The 15,647-nt window shown below is 69.7% G+C and carries 17 protein-coding genes and 1 pseudogene; 7 read left to right on the top strand and 11 right to left on the bottom strand.

Annotated features, from left to right (window positions below):
- The first annotated feature begins 15 nt into the window (after window positions 1–15).
- Window positions 16–1,098, top strand: coding sequence for a hypothetical protein (locus tag ABS52_11345; protein ID ODT03024.1), 1,083 nt, complete (start codon window positions 16–18; stop codon window positions 1,096–1,098).
- Between the two features lie 75 nt (window positions 1,099–1,173).
- Complete coding sequence (locus ABS52_11350; protein ID ODT03043.1) at window positions 1,174–1,770, top strand: uracil-DNA glycosylase; 597 nt, start codon at window positions 1,174–1,176, stop codon at window positions 1,768–1,770.
- A 98-nt stretch (window positions 1,771–1,868) separates the two neighbouring features.
- Here ABS52_11350 and ABS52_11355 read toward each other — a convergent pair whose 3' ends face one another.
- On the bottom strand, window positions 1,869–2,630 hold the full coding sequence (locus tag ABS52_11355) for a hypothetical protein (protein ODT03025.1): 762 nt from the start codon (window positions 2,628–2,630) through the stop codon (window positions 1,869–1,871).
- A gap of 144 nt (window positions 2,631–2,774) precedes the next feature.
- Here ABS52_11355 and ABS52_11360 point away from each other — a divergent pair, with 144 nt between their 5' ends.
- Both ABS52_11360 and ABS52_11365 read left to right on the top strand, forming a co-directional pair.
- On the top strand, window positions 2,775–3,020 hold the full coding sequence (locus ABS52_11360) for a hypothetical protein (protein ID ODT03026.1): 246 nt from the start codon (window positions 2,775–2,777) through the stop codon (window positions 3,018–3,020).
- Between the two features lie 71 nt (window positions 3,021–3,091).
- Window positions 3,092–3,361 carry a hypothetical protein gene (locus tag ABS52_11365; GenBank protein ODT03044.1) on the top strand — a complete coding sequence of 90 codons (270 nt, stop codon included), beginning with the start codon at window positions 3,092–3,094 and terminating at the stop codon, window positions 3,359–3,361.
- Window positions 3,362–3,439: 78 nt separating this feature from the next.
- Here the strand turns inward: ABS52_11365 and ABS52_11370 are convergent, their stop codons facing one another.
- Window positions 3,440–4,549, bottom strand: coding sequence for a hypothetical protein (locus ABS52_11370; GenBank protein ODT03027.1), 1,110 nt, complete (start codon window positions 4,547–4,549; stop codon window positions 3,440–3,442).
- A gap of 166 nt (window positions 4,550–4,715) precedes the next feature.
- On the bottom strand, window positions 4,716–5,882 hold the full coding sequence (locus ABS52_11375; GenBank protein ID ODT03045.1) for a bifunctional ornithine acetyltransferase/N-acetylglutamate synthase: 1,167 nt from the start codon (window positions 5,880–5,882) through the stop codon (window positions 4,716–4,718).
- A 122-nt stretch (window positions 5,883–6,004) separates the two neighbouring features.
- Between ABS52_11375 and ABS52_11380 the strand changes: the two genes are divergently transcribed.
- The gene (locus tag ABS52_11380; GenBank protein ODT03028.1) at window positions 6,005–6,793 is read left to right on the top strand and encodes a hypothetical protein; all 789 of its coding nucleotides are present in this window, start codon (window positions 6,005–6,007) and stop codon (window positions 6,791–6,793) included.
- A gap of 146 nt (window positions 6,794–6,939) precedes the next feature.
- Here ABS52_11380 and ABS52_11385 read toward each other — a convergent pair whose 3' ends face one another.
- The 7 genes from ABS52_11385 to ABS52_11415 form a co-directional block, all read right to left on the bottom strand.
- Window positions 6,940–7,380, bottom strand: coding sequence for a hypothetical protein (locus ABS52_11385; protein ODT03029.1), 441 nt, complete (start codon window positions 7,378–7,380; stop codon window positions 6,940–6,942).
- Window positions 7,381–7,498: 118 nt separating this feature from the next.
- The gene (locus ABS52_11390; protein ID ODT03030.1) at window positions 7,499–8,290 is read right to left on the bottom strand and encodes a hypothetical protein; all 792 of its coding nucleotides are present in this window, start codon (window positions 8,288–8,290) and stop codon (window positions 7,499–7,501) included.
- Window positions 8,287–9,039 (bottom strand): hypothetical protein, encoded by a 753-nt coding sequence (locus ABS52_11395; protein ID ODT03031.1) that lies wholly within the window; start codon window positions 9,037–9,039, stop codon window positions 8,287–8,289. Before ABS52_11395 ends, ABS52_11390 begins: the two co-directional genes overlap by 4 nt.
- Window positions 9,032–10,264 (bottom strand): hypothetical protein, encoded by a 1,233-nt coding sequence (locus tag ABS52_11400; protein ID ODT03046.1) that lies wholly within the window; start codon window positions 10,262–10,264, stop codon window positions 9,032–9,034. Before ABS52_11400 ends, ABS52_11395 begins: the two co-directional genes overlap by 8 nt.
- Window positions 10,265–10,472: 208 nt before the next feature.
- Window positions 10,473–10,973 (bottom strand): hypothetical protein, encoded by a 501-nt coding sequence (locus ABS52_11405; protein ODT03032.1) that lies wholly within the window; start codon window positions 10,971–10,973, stop codon window positions 10,473–10,475.
- 15 nt (window positions 10,974–10,988) lie between these two features.
- A complete protein-coding gene (locus ABS52_11410) occupies window positions 10,989–11,621 on the bottom strand; it encodes a hypothetical protein (GenBank protein ODT03047.1) in 633 nt (210 codons plus the stop codon).
- A gap of 69 nt (window positions 11,622–11,690) precedes the next feature.
- A complete protein-coding gene (locus ABS52_11415) occupies window positions 11,691–13,703 on the bottom strand; it encodes a nitrous oxide reductase (protein ID ODT03033.1) in 2,013 nt (670 codons plus the stop codon).
- Window positions 13,704–13,945: 242 nt separating this feature from the next.
- Between ABS52_11415 and ABS52_11420 the strand changes: the two genes are divergently transcribed.
- A complete protein-coding gene (locus ABS52_11420; GenBank protein ODT03034.1) occupies window positions 13,946–14,404 on the top strand; it encodes an Rrf2 family transcriptional regulator in 459 nt (152 codons plus the stop codon).
- Between the two features lie 73 nt (window positions 14,405–14,477).
- Here the strand turns inward: ABS52_11420 and ABS52_11425 are convergent, their stop codons facing one another.
- Window positions 14,478–15,287, bottom strand: a complete 810-nt coding sequence (locus ABS52_11425; protein ODT03035.1) for a hypothetical protein — start codon at window positions 15,285–15,287, stop codon at window positions 14,478–14,480.
- Between ABS52_11425 and ABS52_11430 the strand changes: the two are divergent.
- A pseudogene (locus ABS52_11430) lies at window positions 15,238–15,647 on the top strand (hypothetical protein). The gene ABS52_11425 and the pseudogene ABS52_11430 sit on opposite strands and share 50 nt — an antisense overlap.

The following is a 15,647-nucleotide window of genomic DNA, read 5'->3' on the forward strand; positions in this document are numbered from 1 at the left end:
CGTCCGGCGCGCGAGTTGGTCACGCTCGTCATCGCGCGCGACGTCGCGGCGCTCTCCGCCTGGCTCGCGGAGAACCTGGCGCCGGAGGCATTGCGCTTCGCGCCCGCCGACGAGCACGCGCGCCGCCTCGCCAGCGACAACGCCGGCACGCATCGCCTGGAGCTGCGCGGCATTCGCGCCGACGGGGCCACGCGCGCCGTGGCGGCGATCGCCAATCCGCTGGCCGAGGAGGTCGACTCCTTCCCGGTGGTGGTGGAAGCCGCGCCGCCGCACCGCATCACGCGCTTCGGCGTGCGCTTCGGGGCCGGTGGCGCGCTCACCCCGGCGGCCTTCACGACCGACGCCGAGCGGGTCCGCGAGCTGCAACGCTACGTGCGGAAGCAGGCGGCCGACGGGCGCTTCTCCGGCGTCGTATTGGTGGCACGGGAATGGAATCCGCTCTACAACGAGGCGTTCGGGATCGCCAACCGCGACACCGACACCCCCAACCGCCTCGACACGAAGTTCAACCTCGGCTCGGCCAACAAGAACTTCACCGCCATCGTCATCGGCCAGCTGGTGGAGGAAGGGAAGCTCTCCTGGGACGACCCGCTGTCGAAGTTCCTCCCCGACTTCCCCGACGTGGTGCGCGAACGGATCTACCGGCGCGCGGGGATGACCGGCACCGACGCCTTCGAGCTGGATCGCGTGAACCGGAACCTCGCGGTGGGCTACATCCCGGAGTACGGCCCCGACGGCGTGACGTGGCGGAACAACGTCTTCGAGCACGTGATCAAGGGGGGGCCAGCCGGCGGCGGCTATTCCACCGCCCCCGATCTCCTGCGCTACACCGAGGCGCTGCGCGCCGGGAAGCTGGTCTCGCGCGCCACGCTCGACCTCATGCGCTCCCCCAAGCCCGAGCTGGGGGCACCGATCTACGGCTACGGCTTCGCCCTCTTCGACGGCCCGCAGTACTGGGGACACGGGGGAGACTTCGAGGGGATCGACGCCGACGTGGAGCAGTTCGGGACGAGCGGCGTCACGATGATCATCCTGGCCAACACGCACATGGTCAACGATCCGATCAAGCGGAAGGTCAGGCGGATGTTCCTGCAATAGAAGACGAGAAGACGAGAGGGTTGCGGGGGGCGGTGCAGCGCCGATCTTGCAGGAGTGCCGACGTGGACGCCCCCCATCTCCGACGACTATGCCTCGCTCGAGGCGCTGCTCGCCGCGGTGCGCGCCTGTCGCGCCTGCGAAGCCCACCTCCCACTCGGCCCTAACCCGGTATTGCAGGCGGGGGCGACGGCGCGCCTGCTGATCGTGGGGCAGGCGCCGGGACTCCGCGTGCACCGCAGCGGGATCCCGTGGGATGACGCCAGCGGCGTCCGCCTGCGCGACTGGATGGGGGTGACGCCGGCGACGTTCTACGACGCGTCGAAGGTGGCCATCATCCCGATGGGGTACTGCTACCCCGGGCGCGGCGCCAGCGGAGACCTCCCCCCCCGGCGCGAGTGCGCCGAACTCTGGCTCGACAAGCTCCTGGCCCGGCTGCCACGGGTCGAGCTCACGCTCCTGGTGGGGCAGTACGCCCAGCGCCACTTCCTGGGGAACCGGCGCAAGGGGTCGCTCACCGAGACGGTGATGGCGTGGCGCGAGTACGGACCGGGGCACGTCCCGCTCCCGCACCCCTCGCCGCGCAACCAGCCGTGGTTCGCACGCCACCCGTGGTTCGCGCACGAGCTGCTCCCGTCGCTTCGGGAACGCGTGCAGCGGCTGCTGGACGCCTGACGACGGGTCGCGTCACACCGGTCGGGCGATGGGACCCGTCATGCGCGGTTCCCCGTCAGCTGCCGCTCCCCGTGAGGATCGGCGGCGCCGCTCTCCCGCTAGTCGATCCGGTAGTCCCACAGCTTGAGCGGGAACTGGTTGGGGAGCACGACGATGTCGTCGATCCGCACGTTAGGCGGCAGCGACGCCATGAAGACGATCACGTCGGCCACCTCCTCCGAGCGCATCATGACGGCGCGCACATCGGCGGGGATGGGGGTCGCCTTCTTGTCCCATATGGTGGTGTCGGTGGGGCCGGGGCTCACCGAGCAGACGCGCACCCCGTACCGGTGGTTCTCGGCGCGCAGCGCCTGCGTCAGCCCGGCCAGCCCGAACTTGCTGACGCCATACGGCGAGACCAGCGGCGCCGACTCGTAGCCGGAGATGGAGCCGATGTTGATGATCGTCCCGCGCCGCCGCTCGCGCATGCGCGCGGCGGCGGCGCGACAGCACAGGAACGCCCCGCGCAGGTTCACGTTGACGATGCGGTCCCACTCCTCCACCTCGTAGTCCGCCACCTCGACGGGGCGCACGGTCCCCACCCCGGCGTTGTTCACGAGGAGGGTGAGGGGCCCCAGCGTCGACTCGACGGTGTCGAAGGCGCCGGCCACCTGCCGCGGGTCGGCGACGTCGCATTCGATGGCGATTCCGTCGCCCCCCGCCTGGCGAATGACGGCCACCACCTCCTCCACGTCGCCCAGCGTGCGTGAGCACGCGGCGACACGCATCCCCGCGCGGGCAAGGGCGATCGCGGCGGCGCGACCGATCCCGCGCCCCCCGCCGGTCACGAGCGCCACGGCGCCTGGCTCGATCATCTGCATCCCCTGGTCTCGGAGTCCTCGCTTCGCGCGGAGCGCGCGCCGGCAAGTATACACTTCGCGCGTGTCGGGCCGCCGCCCCCAATCCTGCACGAAATATGCTAGATTGCGGGAGCCCGATTTCTTTCCATCTGCCCTGGAGGTGCCATGTCGGCCCACGTTCCTGGCGACGCGACGGGGAGCCACGCTCCCGCCGCCGGCGCCACCGCACACATCGATCCGTCGTGGAGTGTCAACGACGTCCTCATGAAGTATCCGGCGACGATCTCCGTCTTCAACGCCTTCGGCGTGGACGCCTGCTGCGGCGGCGCGCAGTCGCTGCGTGAGGCGGCGGCCGGCGATGGGATCGACCTCGACGCGCTCGTCGCGGCGCTCGAGCAGGTGGTGTCGTGATCGTCATCGACCCGCGCGCGGCCGCGCGGGGCGCGGTCTCGGCCAAGCCGGATCGCGCGGCGACGGCGCTCGTGCACGATACCGACGACCTGCGGCTCCTGGTCTTCCGCCTGGCCCCCGGACAGGAGGTGGCGCCGCATCGCAGCCCGTCCACGGTGACGCTCACGGTCCTGGAGGGCTCGGGGATCCTGGTGGGCGAGGATGGGGAAGCCCCGGTCGACCGGCGCTGCGTGGCCGGCGACGTGGTGGCCTACGCGCCTAACGAGCTCCACGGGATGCGGGCCGACGCCGGCGAGCTGTTGCTGCTGGCGGCCATCACCCCGCGCCCGGGGACGCGCTGAAGGGCGCGGGGGCGGCGCCGGCCCGCGGCGCCGCCCCCGGACGAGTCGTGGCCCGCGCCGCGAGTCGCCGAGTGCGATTCAGGGGCGCGCCGGCGCCGCCAGCCGCACCACCTCACCCGTGGCGGCCGCGCGCATGATGGCGTCCTGCACCTCCACCACGTGCAGCGTGCGCTCCGCCGACGCCGGGTTGTCCAGCTCCCGGTTGCGCACCGCGGCCAGGAAATCGCGCAGCGACGCCGTGAACGCCCCCTCGATCCGCCCGTTCACCTCGGTGGCCGTCGACGGCCCCGCAAAGGTGGTGCGCGCGCTGTGCCCCGCCGTGTACAGCTCGAGCTCCCGGGTGCTCCCGCCCAGGAAGACGGCGCCGCTGGCCCCGAGGAGCTCCAGCCGGGAGTCGGCGGCCAGGGGGAAGGTGTCGGGGAGGATCCACGACGAGTGGAGCGACGCCACCGTCCCGCGCGAGAAGCGCAGCGTGGCCAGGTAGCCGTCGACACGCCCCGGAAGCGCCCGCGCGGCGCCGAGCGCGCCATGATGCGCCACGGCGGTCACGCTCACCACGTGGTCGCGCAGCCAGTGCAGGATGAGGTCGATGTCGTGCGACGACATGAAGTGGATGGGGGTCGTCTTGTCGCTCCACGCCCCGATCATCCGCTCCGGGACCCATGCCGCGTCCCAGCGGTGCGACTCGATCAACGCCGGTGCGCCGAGGCTCCCGTCGGCGAGGAGCTCCTCGATGCGGCGATGCTCGGGGAGCCAGCGCTGGCTGTAGTTGACCATCAGGACGCGCGACTTCGCCCTGGCGAGGGCCGTCATGGCGTGCGCCTCGCCGAGCGAGGTGGCGAGCGGCTTCTCCACGAGGACGTCGACCCCCGCCTCGAGGCAGGCGACGACGGGTTCGTGGTGCAGGTGGTCGGGCGTGGCGATGCTGACGGCGCGCACTTCGCCCGAGCCGGCGGGGCCGACGGCATCCAGCATCTCGGCGACGCTGCCGAAGGCGCGCGCCTTACGAGGCGCCGCCACCGAGGCGGCGCGTGCGGGGTCGTGGTCGACCACCGCGACCAGCCGTGATTCGTCGAATTCGTCGTATACCCGGGCGTGACGCGTGCCGAGGATTCCGGCGCCGATGACGGCGACGCCTGTCGTGTGGGTGGAAATGGTCCCCTCCGGATCCCGGCGCTGGGGGTGCAAGATTAGAGCGTTACCATCGGGCGGTTGCAGCCGTCTTGTTGCTGATCACACGCTCGCATTCATACCCGTTCGCCTTCGTGCTAGGGTCGCTGGATGCGAGTTGCCCCCGGGAGCAATCCCGGGGGTTTTTTTTGTCTCTCGTCTTCTCGTCTTCTCGTCTTCTCCCCTATGAGGAATAATACGCCGCATTCTCCTCGACGTACCCCTTGGTGAGGTCGCATCCGTAGGCGACGGCGGTCGCCGTCCCCACTCCCAGGTCGACGACGAGGTCGACGACCTCGCTCGCGAGCGTCGCGCGTACCGTGGCGTCGTCGAAGGCGAGTCGCATCCCTCCCTGCACCACCGGGAAGCCGTTGATCCAGGCGTCGGTGCGGTTGGCGACGACGGGGACCTCGAAGCACTTCCCGACCGCCATGAGGAGGCGCCCCACGTTGGGGTCGGCGCCGTGCACCATGGTCTTGACCAGCGGCGAGTTGACGAGCGACTTGGCCACGCGGCGCGCCTCGTCGTCGTTGCGCGCCCCGCGCACGGTGGCGCGGATGAGGTGCTCCGCCCCCTCGCCGTCGCGGGCCAGGATCTCCGTCATCCGGATGCACCCGGCGGTGAGCGCCGCCTGGAAGTCGCCCTCGTCCACGGGACCGGCGTGGCCGTTGGCGAGGATGGCGCAGGTGTCGGAGGTGCTGGTGTCGGTATCGACGGAGAGCATGTTGAACGAGACGTGCACCGCGGCGCGCAGCATCCGGTCGAGCGCCTCGGGCGAGAAGGCGGCGTCGGTGAAGATGTAGGCCAGCATCGTCGCCATGTTGGGCTCGATCATCCCCGATCCCTTCGCCACCCAGGTGATGGTGGCCTTTCCCACGCTCGCCGACAGCGCCTTGGGGTGCGTGTCGGTGGTCATGATCCCCTCCGCGCCTAACAAGGGATCGTCTTGCAGCTCGCCGGCCATGCCCGGGACCCCGGCCTCGATCTTCTCGATGGGGAGCGGGACGCCGATGACGCCGGTCGAGCTCACGAGGACGCGGTCGGCGCTCGTCCCGAGCTCGGCGGCGGCGGCCGCCGCCATGCGGCGGGCGCGACGGACCCCCTCGTCGCCGGTGGCCACGTTGCTGCACTTGCTGTTGGCGATGACGGCGCGCAGCCGCCCGCCGCGGATCGTCTCGCGCCCGAGGATGATCGGGGCCCCGGGAAAGTGATTGCGCGTGAAGAGCGCGGCCGCGCTGCACTCCACGTCGCTGGCAAAGAGGGTGAGGTCGCGCGCGGTGGGCTTGAGGCCGACGTTGCGGGAGGCGCAGCGAAACCCCCGCGGGAAGCGCGGGGGCTCGTGGAATGCGATCGGTTGGGTCACGGGGAGGATGGCGCCGGAGGAGGGGAGAGGAGGGAGGGGAGAGGAGAAAGGGGGCGGTCGAAAAATCGAGGGGCGAGAGTGGCGGCGCCAGTGCGCGCTATATTCGCCCCATGATCACCGCCATTACGCGACCGGTGTCGCGCTCCATCGCCCAGTGCGAGCTGACGCACGTGGCGCGCACCCCCATCGACCTCGAGATCGCCCGGCGGCAGCACGCCGAGTACGAGGCGGCGCTCGAGTCACTCGGTGTTCTCATCGTCCGGCTCCCCGAGCTCCCCGATCACCCCGACGCGGTGTTCGTCGAGGACACGGCGCTGGTCCTGGACGAGGTGGCGGTCCTCACACGCCCCGGGGCGGAGAGCCGGCGCGGGGAGGTCGACGCGATGGCCGAGGCCCTTGCCCCCTTCCGGCGCACCGTGCGCATCACCGGGGAGGCGACGCTGGACGGGGGGGACGTGTTGCGGCTGGGGCGGACCCTCTACGTCGGGCGCTCGCGGCGCACGTCGGCCGAGGGGGTTGCCGCGCTTGGCGCGCTGGTGGCGCCGTATGGCTATGCGGTGTGCGAGGTCCCGGTGCGGGGGGCGTTGCACCTGAAGTCGGCGGCAACGCAGGTGGGACCGGAGTGGATCCTCGTCAACCCGGAGTGGGTCGACGCCGCGCACTTCGAGGGGTACGACGCGCTCACGGTCGATGCGGGGGAGCCGTTTGCCGCCAACGCGGTCCTGGTGAACGGGGCGGTGGTCCATTCCACCGCCTTCCCGCGCACGCAGGCCATGCTGCGCGCGCACGGGATCCGGGTGGTGGGGGTGGACGCGTCGGAGCTGGCGAAGGCCGAAGGGGGGGTGACCTGCTGCTCGCTCCTGTTCGATACGGTGGAGCCCTCGGCAGTGCTTGCCTAACGACCCGTGGGCGGATGCGCCCGGGGGGCTCGGCCGGCCGGTGGCGGGGACAGGTGCCGCGGGGGGGACCGGTCGTGCGCTCGCGGGGCGAACGCGAAAGGGCCCGCACCGACGGTGCGGGCCCCGCGTCATCCGGGTGCGTGGCCTTACTTGTGGCCCAGCTTGTAGACGTAGGCGGTGACGGCGTGACGCTGGGTTTCGGTCATCGGGACGCCGCCGTCGGGGGGCATCATGCTCGTGAACTGCTTGGGGGTCGAGACGCCGGCCTTGACGGTGTTGTAGATCCCTTCCCAGCTCCCGTCGCTGTGGAGCCACTCGCCGTCGGTGAGGTTCGGCGCCACCGTTGCCTGGGCGCCGTCGGGGCCGTGGCACGCCTGGCACGACGTGGCGCCGATGAGGCCGTGGAAGAGCGAGTCGCCCAGGGCGAGCATCTGGGGGGTGATCGTCGCCGGGTCGAACGACAGGTTGGAGGCGGCGGTCGCGGCCGCTGCCGGCTCCGCCGCGGCGTTCTCGGCGGCGGGTTCACCTCCACCACCGCAGGCAGTGACGACGAGCGCGAGGGCGGCGACGGGGATCAAGTGACGCATGCAGATTCCTCGATGAATGGGCGTGTTGTGGTCGTGACGGGTGGTACGGTCGTGCTCGGATGGAATGCTATAAAATTACTACAGGTATGGGGGTCGGGGAGATGCGGATACGCCTGTCTCAGAAGTCCCTACGCCGGAAGGCGCGGAGGGCGAAGAGCCCGGGGACGATGGACCAGGCGGCGAGTCCGCCCAGGGCCGCGGCGATTCCCAGCGGGCTCCCGAGGACGCGCTGCATCACCGCTCCAGTATAGCCCATGAGCGCCGAAACGTCGAACCGCAGGACGAGGAGGACGCGCGCCAGGTCGACGGGGTTGGCGAAGCTGAGGACGAGCATCGGCGTCTCCAGGGGGTAGTCCTGGAAGGTCATGGCGACCCACAGGATGAGCCCGTCGTAGGCCACGGTCATCAGGAGCCAGACGCCTAACGCGATGCCGAGTCCCTTGAGGCGGTCGGTCACGAGGCCGGCGATGAGGACGGCGAGCGCCCCGAAGACCGCGGTGAGGGCGCAGCCGGCCAGGAGCATCAGGGCCAGGAGCTGCAACGTCTCCGGGTCGGCGGCCCGCTGCATGAGGACGGGGATGGTGACGCCGATGATGAAGGCGCCCCAGAGCGGGAGGATGAGCCCCGCGAACAGGCCGTGGAACAGCGTGGGGCGTGCCACCGGCTGCGAGAGGAGGAGCTCGTTGAACTCGCGCTGCCCGTGCCAGTAGATGGTGCCGAAGACGATGGTGACGAGGGGGATGATCAGGACGACGACGTTGAGGAGCGAGAGGAGGGCGCGCGGCCCCGTCCCCCCCAGGCGGAGGAGGACGTCGGTGACGGCCAGGAAGAAGATGGCGTAGGCGATGACCCACCGGTTGCGCAGCACGTCCATGATGACGTAGCGCACGATCTTGAGGACGGTCGTCATGGCGTGGCGGGGGCGTCGGCGTGGGGTTGCACCTGTGGGGTCCTGGCCCCCTGGCGCATGAGGTGGGCGATGGCGCGCTCGAGCGTCAGCTCGCCGGTCAGCGCCTTGAGCTCGTCCTGCGTCCCCGAGAAGCGCACCTGCCCGTCGAGGAGGAAGGCGATGCGGTCGGAGAGCTCTTCCAGCTCGCTCAGGACGTGCGAGGTGAGGATGAAGGTGCGTCCGGCCTCGCGCTCCTGGCGGATCTTGGCCTTCAGCGTTCCGCTGGAGATGGGGTCGAGTCCGGCGGTGGGCTCGTCGAGGAGGAGGAGGTCGGGGCGGAAGAGGAAGGCGAGGGCGGCATTGACGCGCTGGCGCATCCCGCCGGAGAGCACGCGGATGGGGGTGTGGAGCACGTGTCCCAGGTCGAACTCCTCGACCAGCTGCTCGTCGCGGCCGGCGGCGGCGCCGCGGATGTCGGCCAGCATGCGGAAGACGTCGTAGGCGCAGAGGTTCTCGGGGAAGCGTGCCGCCTGCGGCATGTAGCCGATGTGCGCGCGATACGCCGAGCCGCCGTCGAGGCGGTGGCCATTGATGCTGACCTCGCCCTGGTCGGCGCGGACGAGGCCGAGGAGGATCTTGTTGAAGGTCGTCTTTCCCGACGCGTTGGGGCCGATGATGGCCGTCACCTGGCCGCGGGCCACGTCGAGGTCGAGCCCCTGCAGCACCTGCAGGCGGCCATAGCGCTTCCAGACGCCGCGGGCCCTAACCACGGGGAGCCTCGGCGGGTCGCTTCATGAGGGGGCGCTCGTCGAGCAAGGTCTCGGGGGTGAGGGTGGGGATGACGCGTTCGGCGAGGTCGAGGAGGTCGACCAACAGGCTCCGCAGGAGGATCAGCGTGGGGGGCGACTGCTCCACCACGAGGGCGAACAGGCGCACCGGCGCATGGGCCACGTCGCCGATCCCGTCGCGGTCGAGGTCGTAGCCGCGGTACCGGTCCCAGTAGTTCTCCTGGAAGCGCGAGAAGTTCGCGCGGCTGTTGGTCCCGACGTCGAAGGCGTTGGACTCGAAGACGTTGCGCTCGTACTGGTTCCCCTGCGCGTTGGCCAGCGTCTTGAGTGCCCACCCGTTGCCGCGGAAGGTGTTGCCGACGACGAGGTTCCGGTTGGCGCCCTCCAGGTAGAGGCCGACCGAGTTGGACAGGAAGAGGTTCTGCTCGATGCGCGAGTCGTTGATGTCCTTGAGGAGGAGGCCGTACGCCGCGCTCCCCCAATTGTGCTCGAAGCGGTTGCGGATCATCTCGACGCGGTTGGAATACATCACCGCGATCCCGTTGGCATTGTTGCGGTAGAGGTTCCCCTCGTAGCGGCAGTCGTCGGAGAACATGAAGTGCATGCCGTAGCGGGCGCTCCGCTCCGACCGGTTGCCGACGACGCGTCCGTGCTTCACGAACTCGAAGTAGATCCCGTCGCGGTGCCCGACGATGTCGTTGCCCAGCACCTGCACGCGCTCGCTGGACCAGATGTGGACCCCGTTGCCGGACACCGTCTGCGCGGCCTCGTGGCCGCGGATCACGTTGTCGCGCACGATGCAGTCCTGCACCTTGGCGAGGTAGATCGCGAAGAGCGTTTCCTCGAGGCGGTTCTTCTCCACCACGCAGCCGCGGGCGTCGTGCACCAGGATCCCGGCGCGCTCGTCGACCTGGCTGGGGCCCGTGTTGCGGAGGGTGAGGCCGCGCACGGTGACGTCGTCGGCTGCAACCTCGAGGATGGTGTGCTGCCCGCTCCCGTCGAGCACCGCGCCGGCCTCGCCTTCCAGCGTCAGCGCCCGGTCGATCCGGATGAGGGGTTCGCGGTAGGTCCCCGCCCGGACGACGATGCGCTGCCCGGGGCGGGCGCGGCTCACCGCGTCGCTCACGCGGTGCAGCGGGCCGCTGGGGGAGACGACGAGGTCGGGGAGGGGGTTCCCGCCCGGCGCCCCGCGGGCGCCACCAGTCACGGCCGGTGGCTGGGACGCGCCCGGGGCGGGGACGCCCAGCTGGGCGACGAGGGCGATGACGACGATGGCTGCCACCCCCCACCAGGACGGGCGCACGCGCCGGCCCGGGTGGGCGTGGGAGCACGGGGTGAGGAGGGGACTCACGACGCGCAATCTAGCTTGTGGACTTCGGAGCCGAGGGTTCCCGGGGGCGTGTCCCCCGCGGAGGTCAGTGCTGGTGCGCCGCCGGCGCTTGTTCCCCTGCACCTTGGGGCGGTGTCGGCGAAAGCGCCAGCACCTGCTGCCAGGTGAGGACCTCGCCGCCATATCGCTCGGTCAGGGCGGCGGGCGAGAGGGTGGGGGCGAACGAGGTGAGCTGGCGCCCCATCGGGCTGTGCAGCGACCCGCCGCTCACGAAGCGGGCGCTGTCGGCGGGGACCATCCCGCCGCCCTGGAAGTCGGCGACCCAGACTCCCGCGAACCTCGCGCTGTCGCCGGCGGCGGCGATGTAGCTGGCGAGACACTCGACGGCATCGAAGGTGAGGATGCGGCCGGTGGTGGTGCGCACTTCGCCTCCAAAGCGCACGTCGGAGATCGCCATCTTGCAGTATTCGCAGGAGTCCTCGCCCACCCGCAGCGGGCGCGGGCCGTCGCCGGTCTTGCAGCCGACGACGGTCAGCACCACGACGGCGAGGACGACTCGCAGGACGGCGCGCAGCGCGGCGCGCATCGCGGCAGGGGGCACTCAGGCCACCAGCGCTGCGCTGCGGGCGGTCGCCGCCTTGCGGGCCGTGTCGGGTGCCACCACCCCTTTCCGGTCGATCACGAGGGCCAGGACCCCGAGCCCGAGGGCGAGGATCGCGGCGTAGCCGCCGACCCCGGGTATGGACGTCGCCGTGAAGTTCAGCAGCTGCTTGGAGCCGATGAGCGGCGGCTGGTACGACATCCCCGGCACCTTGATGATGGCGTTCTCCATGTCGAGGTCGTGGCCGTACTCGTACTCCCACTTCCAGAAGTCCACGAGGCCGACCAGGGCCACCACGAGGAAGACGGCGATCCAGGCCTGGGCCACACGCCGGCGCCCCACCGCGGCCGCCGCCAGTCCACCGGCCACGAGGACGGCGACGATGAACGGCATCAGCTTCAACTCGGGGATCGCATCGGGGACGATGCGCTTCATCCCGATATAGTGATTCAGGTTGTTGATGTTCTCGAGGTCGTTCTCCTTGATCCCCTTCACCGTATTGATCCAGATCTGCATCCCCAGGCCTTCCGGGTACTGCGGGGCGTTGAGGTAGACACGCCAGATCGGCGCGAAGTACATCGCGACCAGGAGCAGGGCCGAGACGGCAAGGAGCGCGCGGGCACGTGCAGACATCATGTCAGTCTCTTGAGTGAGGCGTGGCCGGGGGCGGGGCGACGTTCACCCGCCCCCGGCGCACGGTTGTTACCTGCCGCCCACGGCGGCGGCAATCGCCTCCTGCGCCTTCTTGCTGGTGCTGGCGGAGAGGGCGACCTGCGAACCGGACGGTGCGACGCGGACGTATCCCTGCATCTCCTGGTGCAGCGCGCTGCAGAAGTCGGTGCAGTAGAAGGGATAGACGCCCGGGTACTTGGCGACCCAGGTCAGGGTGCGGGTCTGCCCCGGCATCACCAGGAGCTCCGCGTCGTTGGTCGAGCCGATCGCGGCGAAGCCGTGCGGGACGTCCCAATCCTGCTCGAGGTTGGTCACGTGGAAGAGGACCGTGTCGCCCACCTGCACCCCTTCGATGTTGTCCGGGACGAAGTGCGAGCGGATGGCCGTCATCTTGATGTGGACCGTCTTGCCGGAGCGCGAGAGGCCGGTCTCGGTCTCGGCGCGGGCGACGTACGGGTGCTTGTTCTCGGCCAGCTTGTAGAACTTGACCTGGTTGTTGCGGATCTTCTCGGCCGGGATCGCCTGCGCGTAGTGCGGCTCGCCGATGGTCGGGAAGTCGAGCAGGAGCTTCATCTTCTCGCCGGTGATGTCGTACAGCTGCGCCGACTGCGTGAGCTCCGGCCCGGTGGGGAGGTACCGGTCCTTGGTGATCTTGTTCATCGCGATCACGTACTTGCCGTAGGGCTTCTTGGTGTCGCCGCCCGGGACGGTGAGGTGACCGATGGAGTAGTACGTCGGGACGCGGTCGACGACCTTGCAGTCCTTCAGCGACCACTTGACGATCTCGGACGAGATGAAGACCGACGTGTAGGCGTTGCCCTTGTCGTCGAACTCGTTATGCAGGGGGCCGAGCCCCGGGTTCTGCACCTCGCAGTACATCGTGTTCTCGTACTTCACCACCGGGATCCCGTAGGATTCCTTCTCGAACTCCTTGTCGGCGATCGCCTTCTGGAACTTGCTGAAGGAGTGGACCGGGATGACCGTGGCCAGCTTGCCGCCGCCCACGATGTACTCGCCCGACGGGTCGACGTCGACGCCGTGCGGCGACTTCGGGGTGGGGAGGTAGTAGATGACGCCGGCGCAGTCCTTCGGGTCGAGCATCTTGACCGACGTCTTGACCTCGGACTTGGCGCTCTGCGTCGACTCGTCGTAGGTGTTGTGGTAGTAGCGCGTCGCCATCTCCTTCGCCTTCCCCTGGGCGACGCACTGTTCGGCGGCCTTCCAGTTGACGGCGGCGATGTAGTCCTTGTCGTTCTTCGACGCGTTCACCTCGAGCTTGGTGCTGGCCTGCTCGGTGTTGTACGAGGTGAAGAAGACCCAGCCGTGCGACGGCCCCTTGCCCGGGCGTCCGAGGTCGTAGTCGAAGCCCGGCACCAGGATCTGGAAGGCGACGTCCATCTTCCCGAACTCGTCGGCCTTCACGAAGGAGATCGTCCCCTTGAAGTCCTCGGCGAAGTTGTCGAAGCCCACCGAGCGCTGCGGAATCGGGACCGAGAAGCGCGTGGCGCTGATGACGTACTCGGTGTTCTCGGTGGTGAAGGGCGAGCCGTGGTTGCCGCCCGTGTTCGGGAGCTCCAGCGTTTCCGTCGTCTCGAACGACTTGAGGTCGATGCGGGCGAAGCGCGGGGTGTTGTTGGCGTTGATGAAGAGCCAGCGCCCGTCGTGCTCCCCGTTCGTCATGGAGAGCGACGGGTGGTGCGTGTCATCCCAGGGGACGTGCCCCCAGGAGGTGTTCAGCATCGCCCGGGTCTCGACGTTGTAGCCGTACCCGTTCTCCGGGTTCTGCGAGAAGACCGGGATCACCTTGAGGAGGCGCCCCGAGGGGATGCCGTAGACCCCGACCTGGCCCGAGAAGCCGCCGGAGGCGAAGTAATAGAACTCGTCGTAGCTCCCCGGCGGGACGTAGGTACGCGACGCCGCGTCACCGAGGGAGCCGATGCCGCCCGCCTGCTTCGACTTGGGGGCGCAGGCGTACAGGAGGGAGACGCTGAGAATGACAGCGCCCGCCGACGCCAGGATTCTCGACCGCCGCGAATGAGACATAGGTGTTGCCTCGCAATGCATGTTGAAACGCTGGGAAAGGGCACGCCGAACAGGTGGCGCTCGGTGTGGGGAATAGCTTCGCCAGGGCGGCATCGACGGGCGGTAGTGGAATCCTCTATTCTTAGTAGAGGATTCACGAAATTCGAGTGGGGGCATCGCCCGACCGATTTCCGCCTTTGGGCTCCTACTTTCGAATCAAGGAGGCCGAAAGCGGATTTCGGCCCGATTCATCTGGAGCTTCCATGCGCCTGACCCGCTTTACCGACAACGCGCTGCGCGCCCTCCTGTACCTCGCGCTGGCCCCGGACGACGTCCCGACCGTGGGGGTGGTGGCCCGGAAGATGGGGATGTCCGAAGACCACCTGCTGAAGGTGGTGCAGCGCCTCTCGCAGCTGGGCTACGTGAAGACCATCCGTGGGCGCAACGGGGGGATGCGGCTGGCGCAGCCGGCGGAGTCCATCGTCGTGGGCGAGGTGATCCGCAAGACCGAGGACAACATGGCGCTGGTGCCATGCTTCGACCCGACGGATGCGATCTGTCCGGTGGCCCCGGCGTGCGGGCTCGCGCCGGCGCTGGACGAGGCGCTCAAGGCGTTCCTCACCACGCTCGATCGCTATACGGTGGCCGACCTCATCGCCAAGCGTCGCGAGCTGATGAAGCTCGTGGACATGAAGGATCCGGAGATGGCGGCGGCGTCCTGACGGCGGCTCGGGAGGCGCGCCCGGGGGAGCCTGGGGGCGCGCCGGGGGAGCCTGGCGGCACGGCGGTACCCGGCTACTGGTACTGGATGTAGACGGGCTTGGGGATGAGGGCGAGGATCTCGGCCGGCTTCATCATGCGCCATCCCGCTTTGCGCACGTCGTTCTTGTAGAAGAGCTTGAAGCCCGTGAACTGCACCGGCTCGCTCGCGACATAGCTGTCGTACGATCCCTTCTTGAGGCTGGGCGACCCCCAGCCATCCATGTGGATCACCACCTGCACGCGCGGATCGAGCCGGATCTTGCTGCTGTTGGTGAGCATGGGGCGCGTGAAGCGGTGCACGACGAGGACCTTGGGGGGGAGCTTGTACTGGTCCACGAGGTTCGCCAGGAAGTCGATGGCGTAGTTGACGTCGCGCGCGTCGTACGTCCCGATGCGCTTTCCGGGGGCGTGCCCCGACTTCATGGAGAACTCGGGGTCGATGCCCAGGTGCACGTTGGGGCGGGCGAGGAAGTGCGCCAGCGGGGGGAGTTCCGCCTGCAGCGTGCTCTTCGCGACCTGCACGTCGAGGAAGAGGAGGGCGTTGCGCCGCTGGGCCCACTGGTACACGCGCTCGATGAGCGAGTCGGACATGCGCGTGCGCCACTTGCCGTCGCGCCCCGGCGAGCCCTGGGCCACGGTGGCGATCAGGTGCAAGGCGGGGACGACGGGGGTGAGCGTGTCGGCGCGCTCCCAGGCGGCGACCTCGCGGTCGAGGCGGCGGAGCATCTCGTCCACGTCGTACTCCCCCAGCACCCCCATGCGGCGCGAGAGGGGGTTGCCGTAGTAGGCGACGATGCGCTTGTGCGGGAGGATGGAGCCGGGGAGGGGGGCGGGCCCCTTCACCGGCCAGAGCGAGGCGAAGGCGGGGGGCGCCTTGGCCCTCGGCTTCGCCGCTCCTCCGGCGGTGGCCTTGGCGGATGGGTGCTTCGCTGCCGACCGGCGCTTGGCGGTGGCCGACTTGGCTGACTTGGCCGACGTGCGCGTGGCGCGCTTCGCGGGAGGCTTCCTGGTGGGGGCGCGCTTGGCCTTGGACGCCGACTGGGATGACGAGCCCTGGGCCGCCTGCTGCGCGTGCAGCGTCGCCCGGGGCCATGCTGCCGGGGCGAGGGCGAGGCAGGCGAGGGAGGTGAGCCGGGTGAGGGTGGGGGCGAGGCGGGGCGGCATGGGGCGGAGGCGGGAGATGAGGGGAGGTGTGCGGGGGGG

The sequence above is a fragment of the Gemmatimonadetes bacterium SCN 70-22 genome (genome assembly GCA_001724275.1).
GTDB lineage: Bacteria > Gemmatimonadota > Gemmatimonadetes > Gemmatimonadales > Gemmatimonadaceae > SCN-70-22.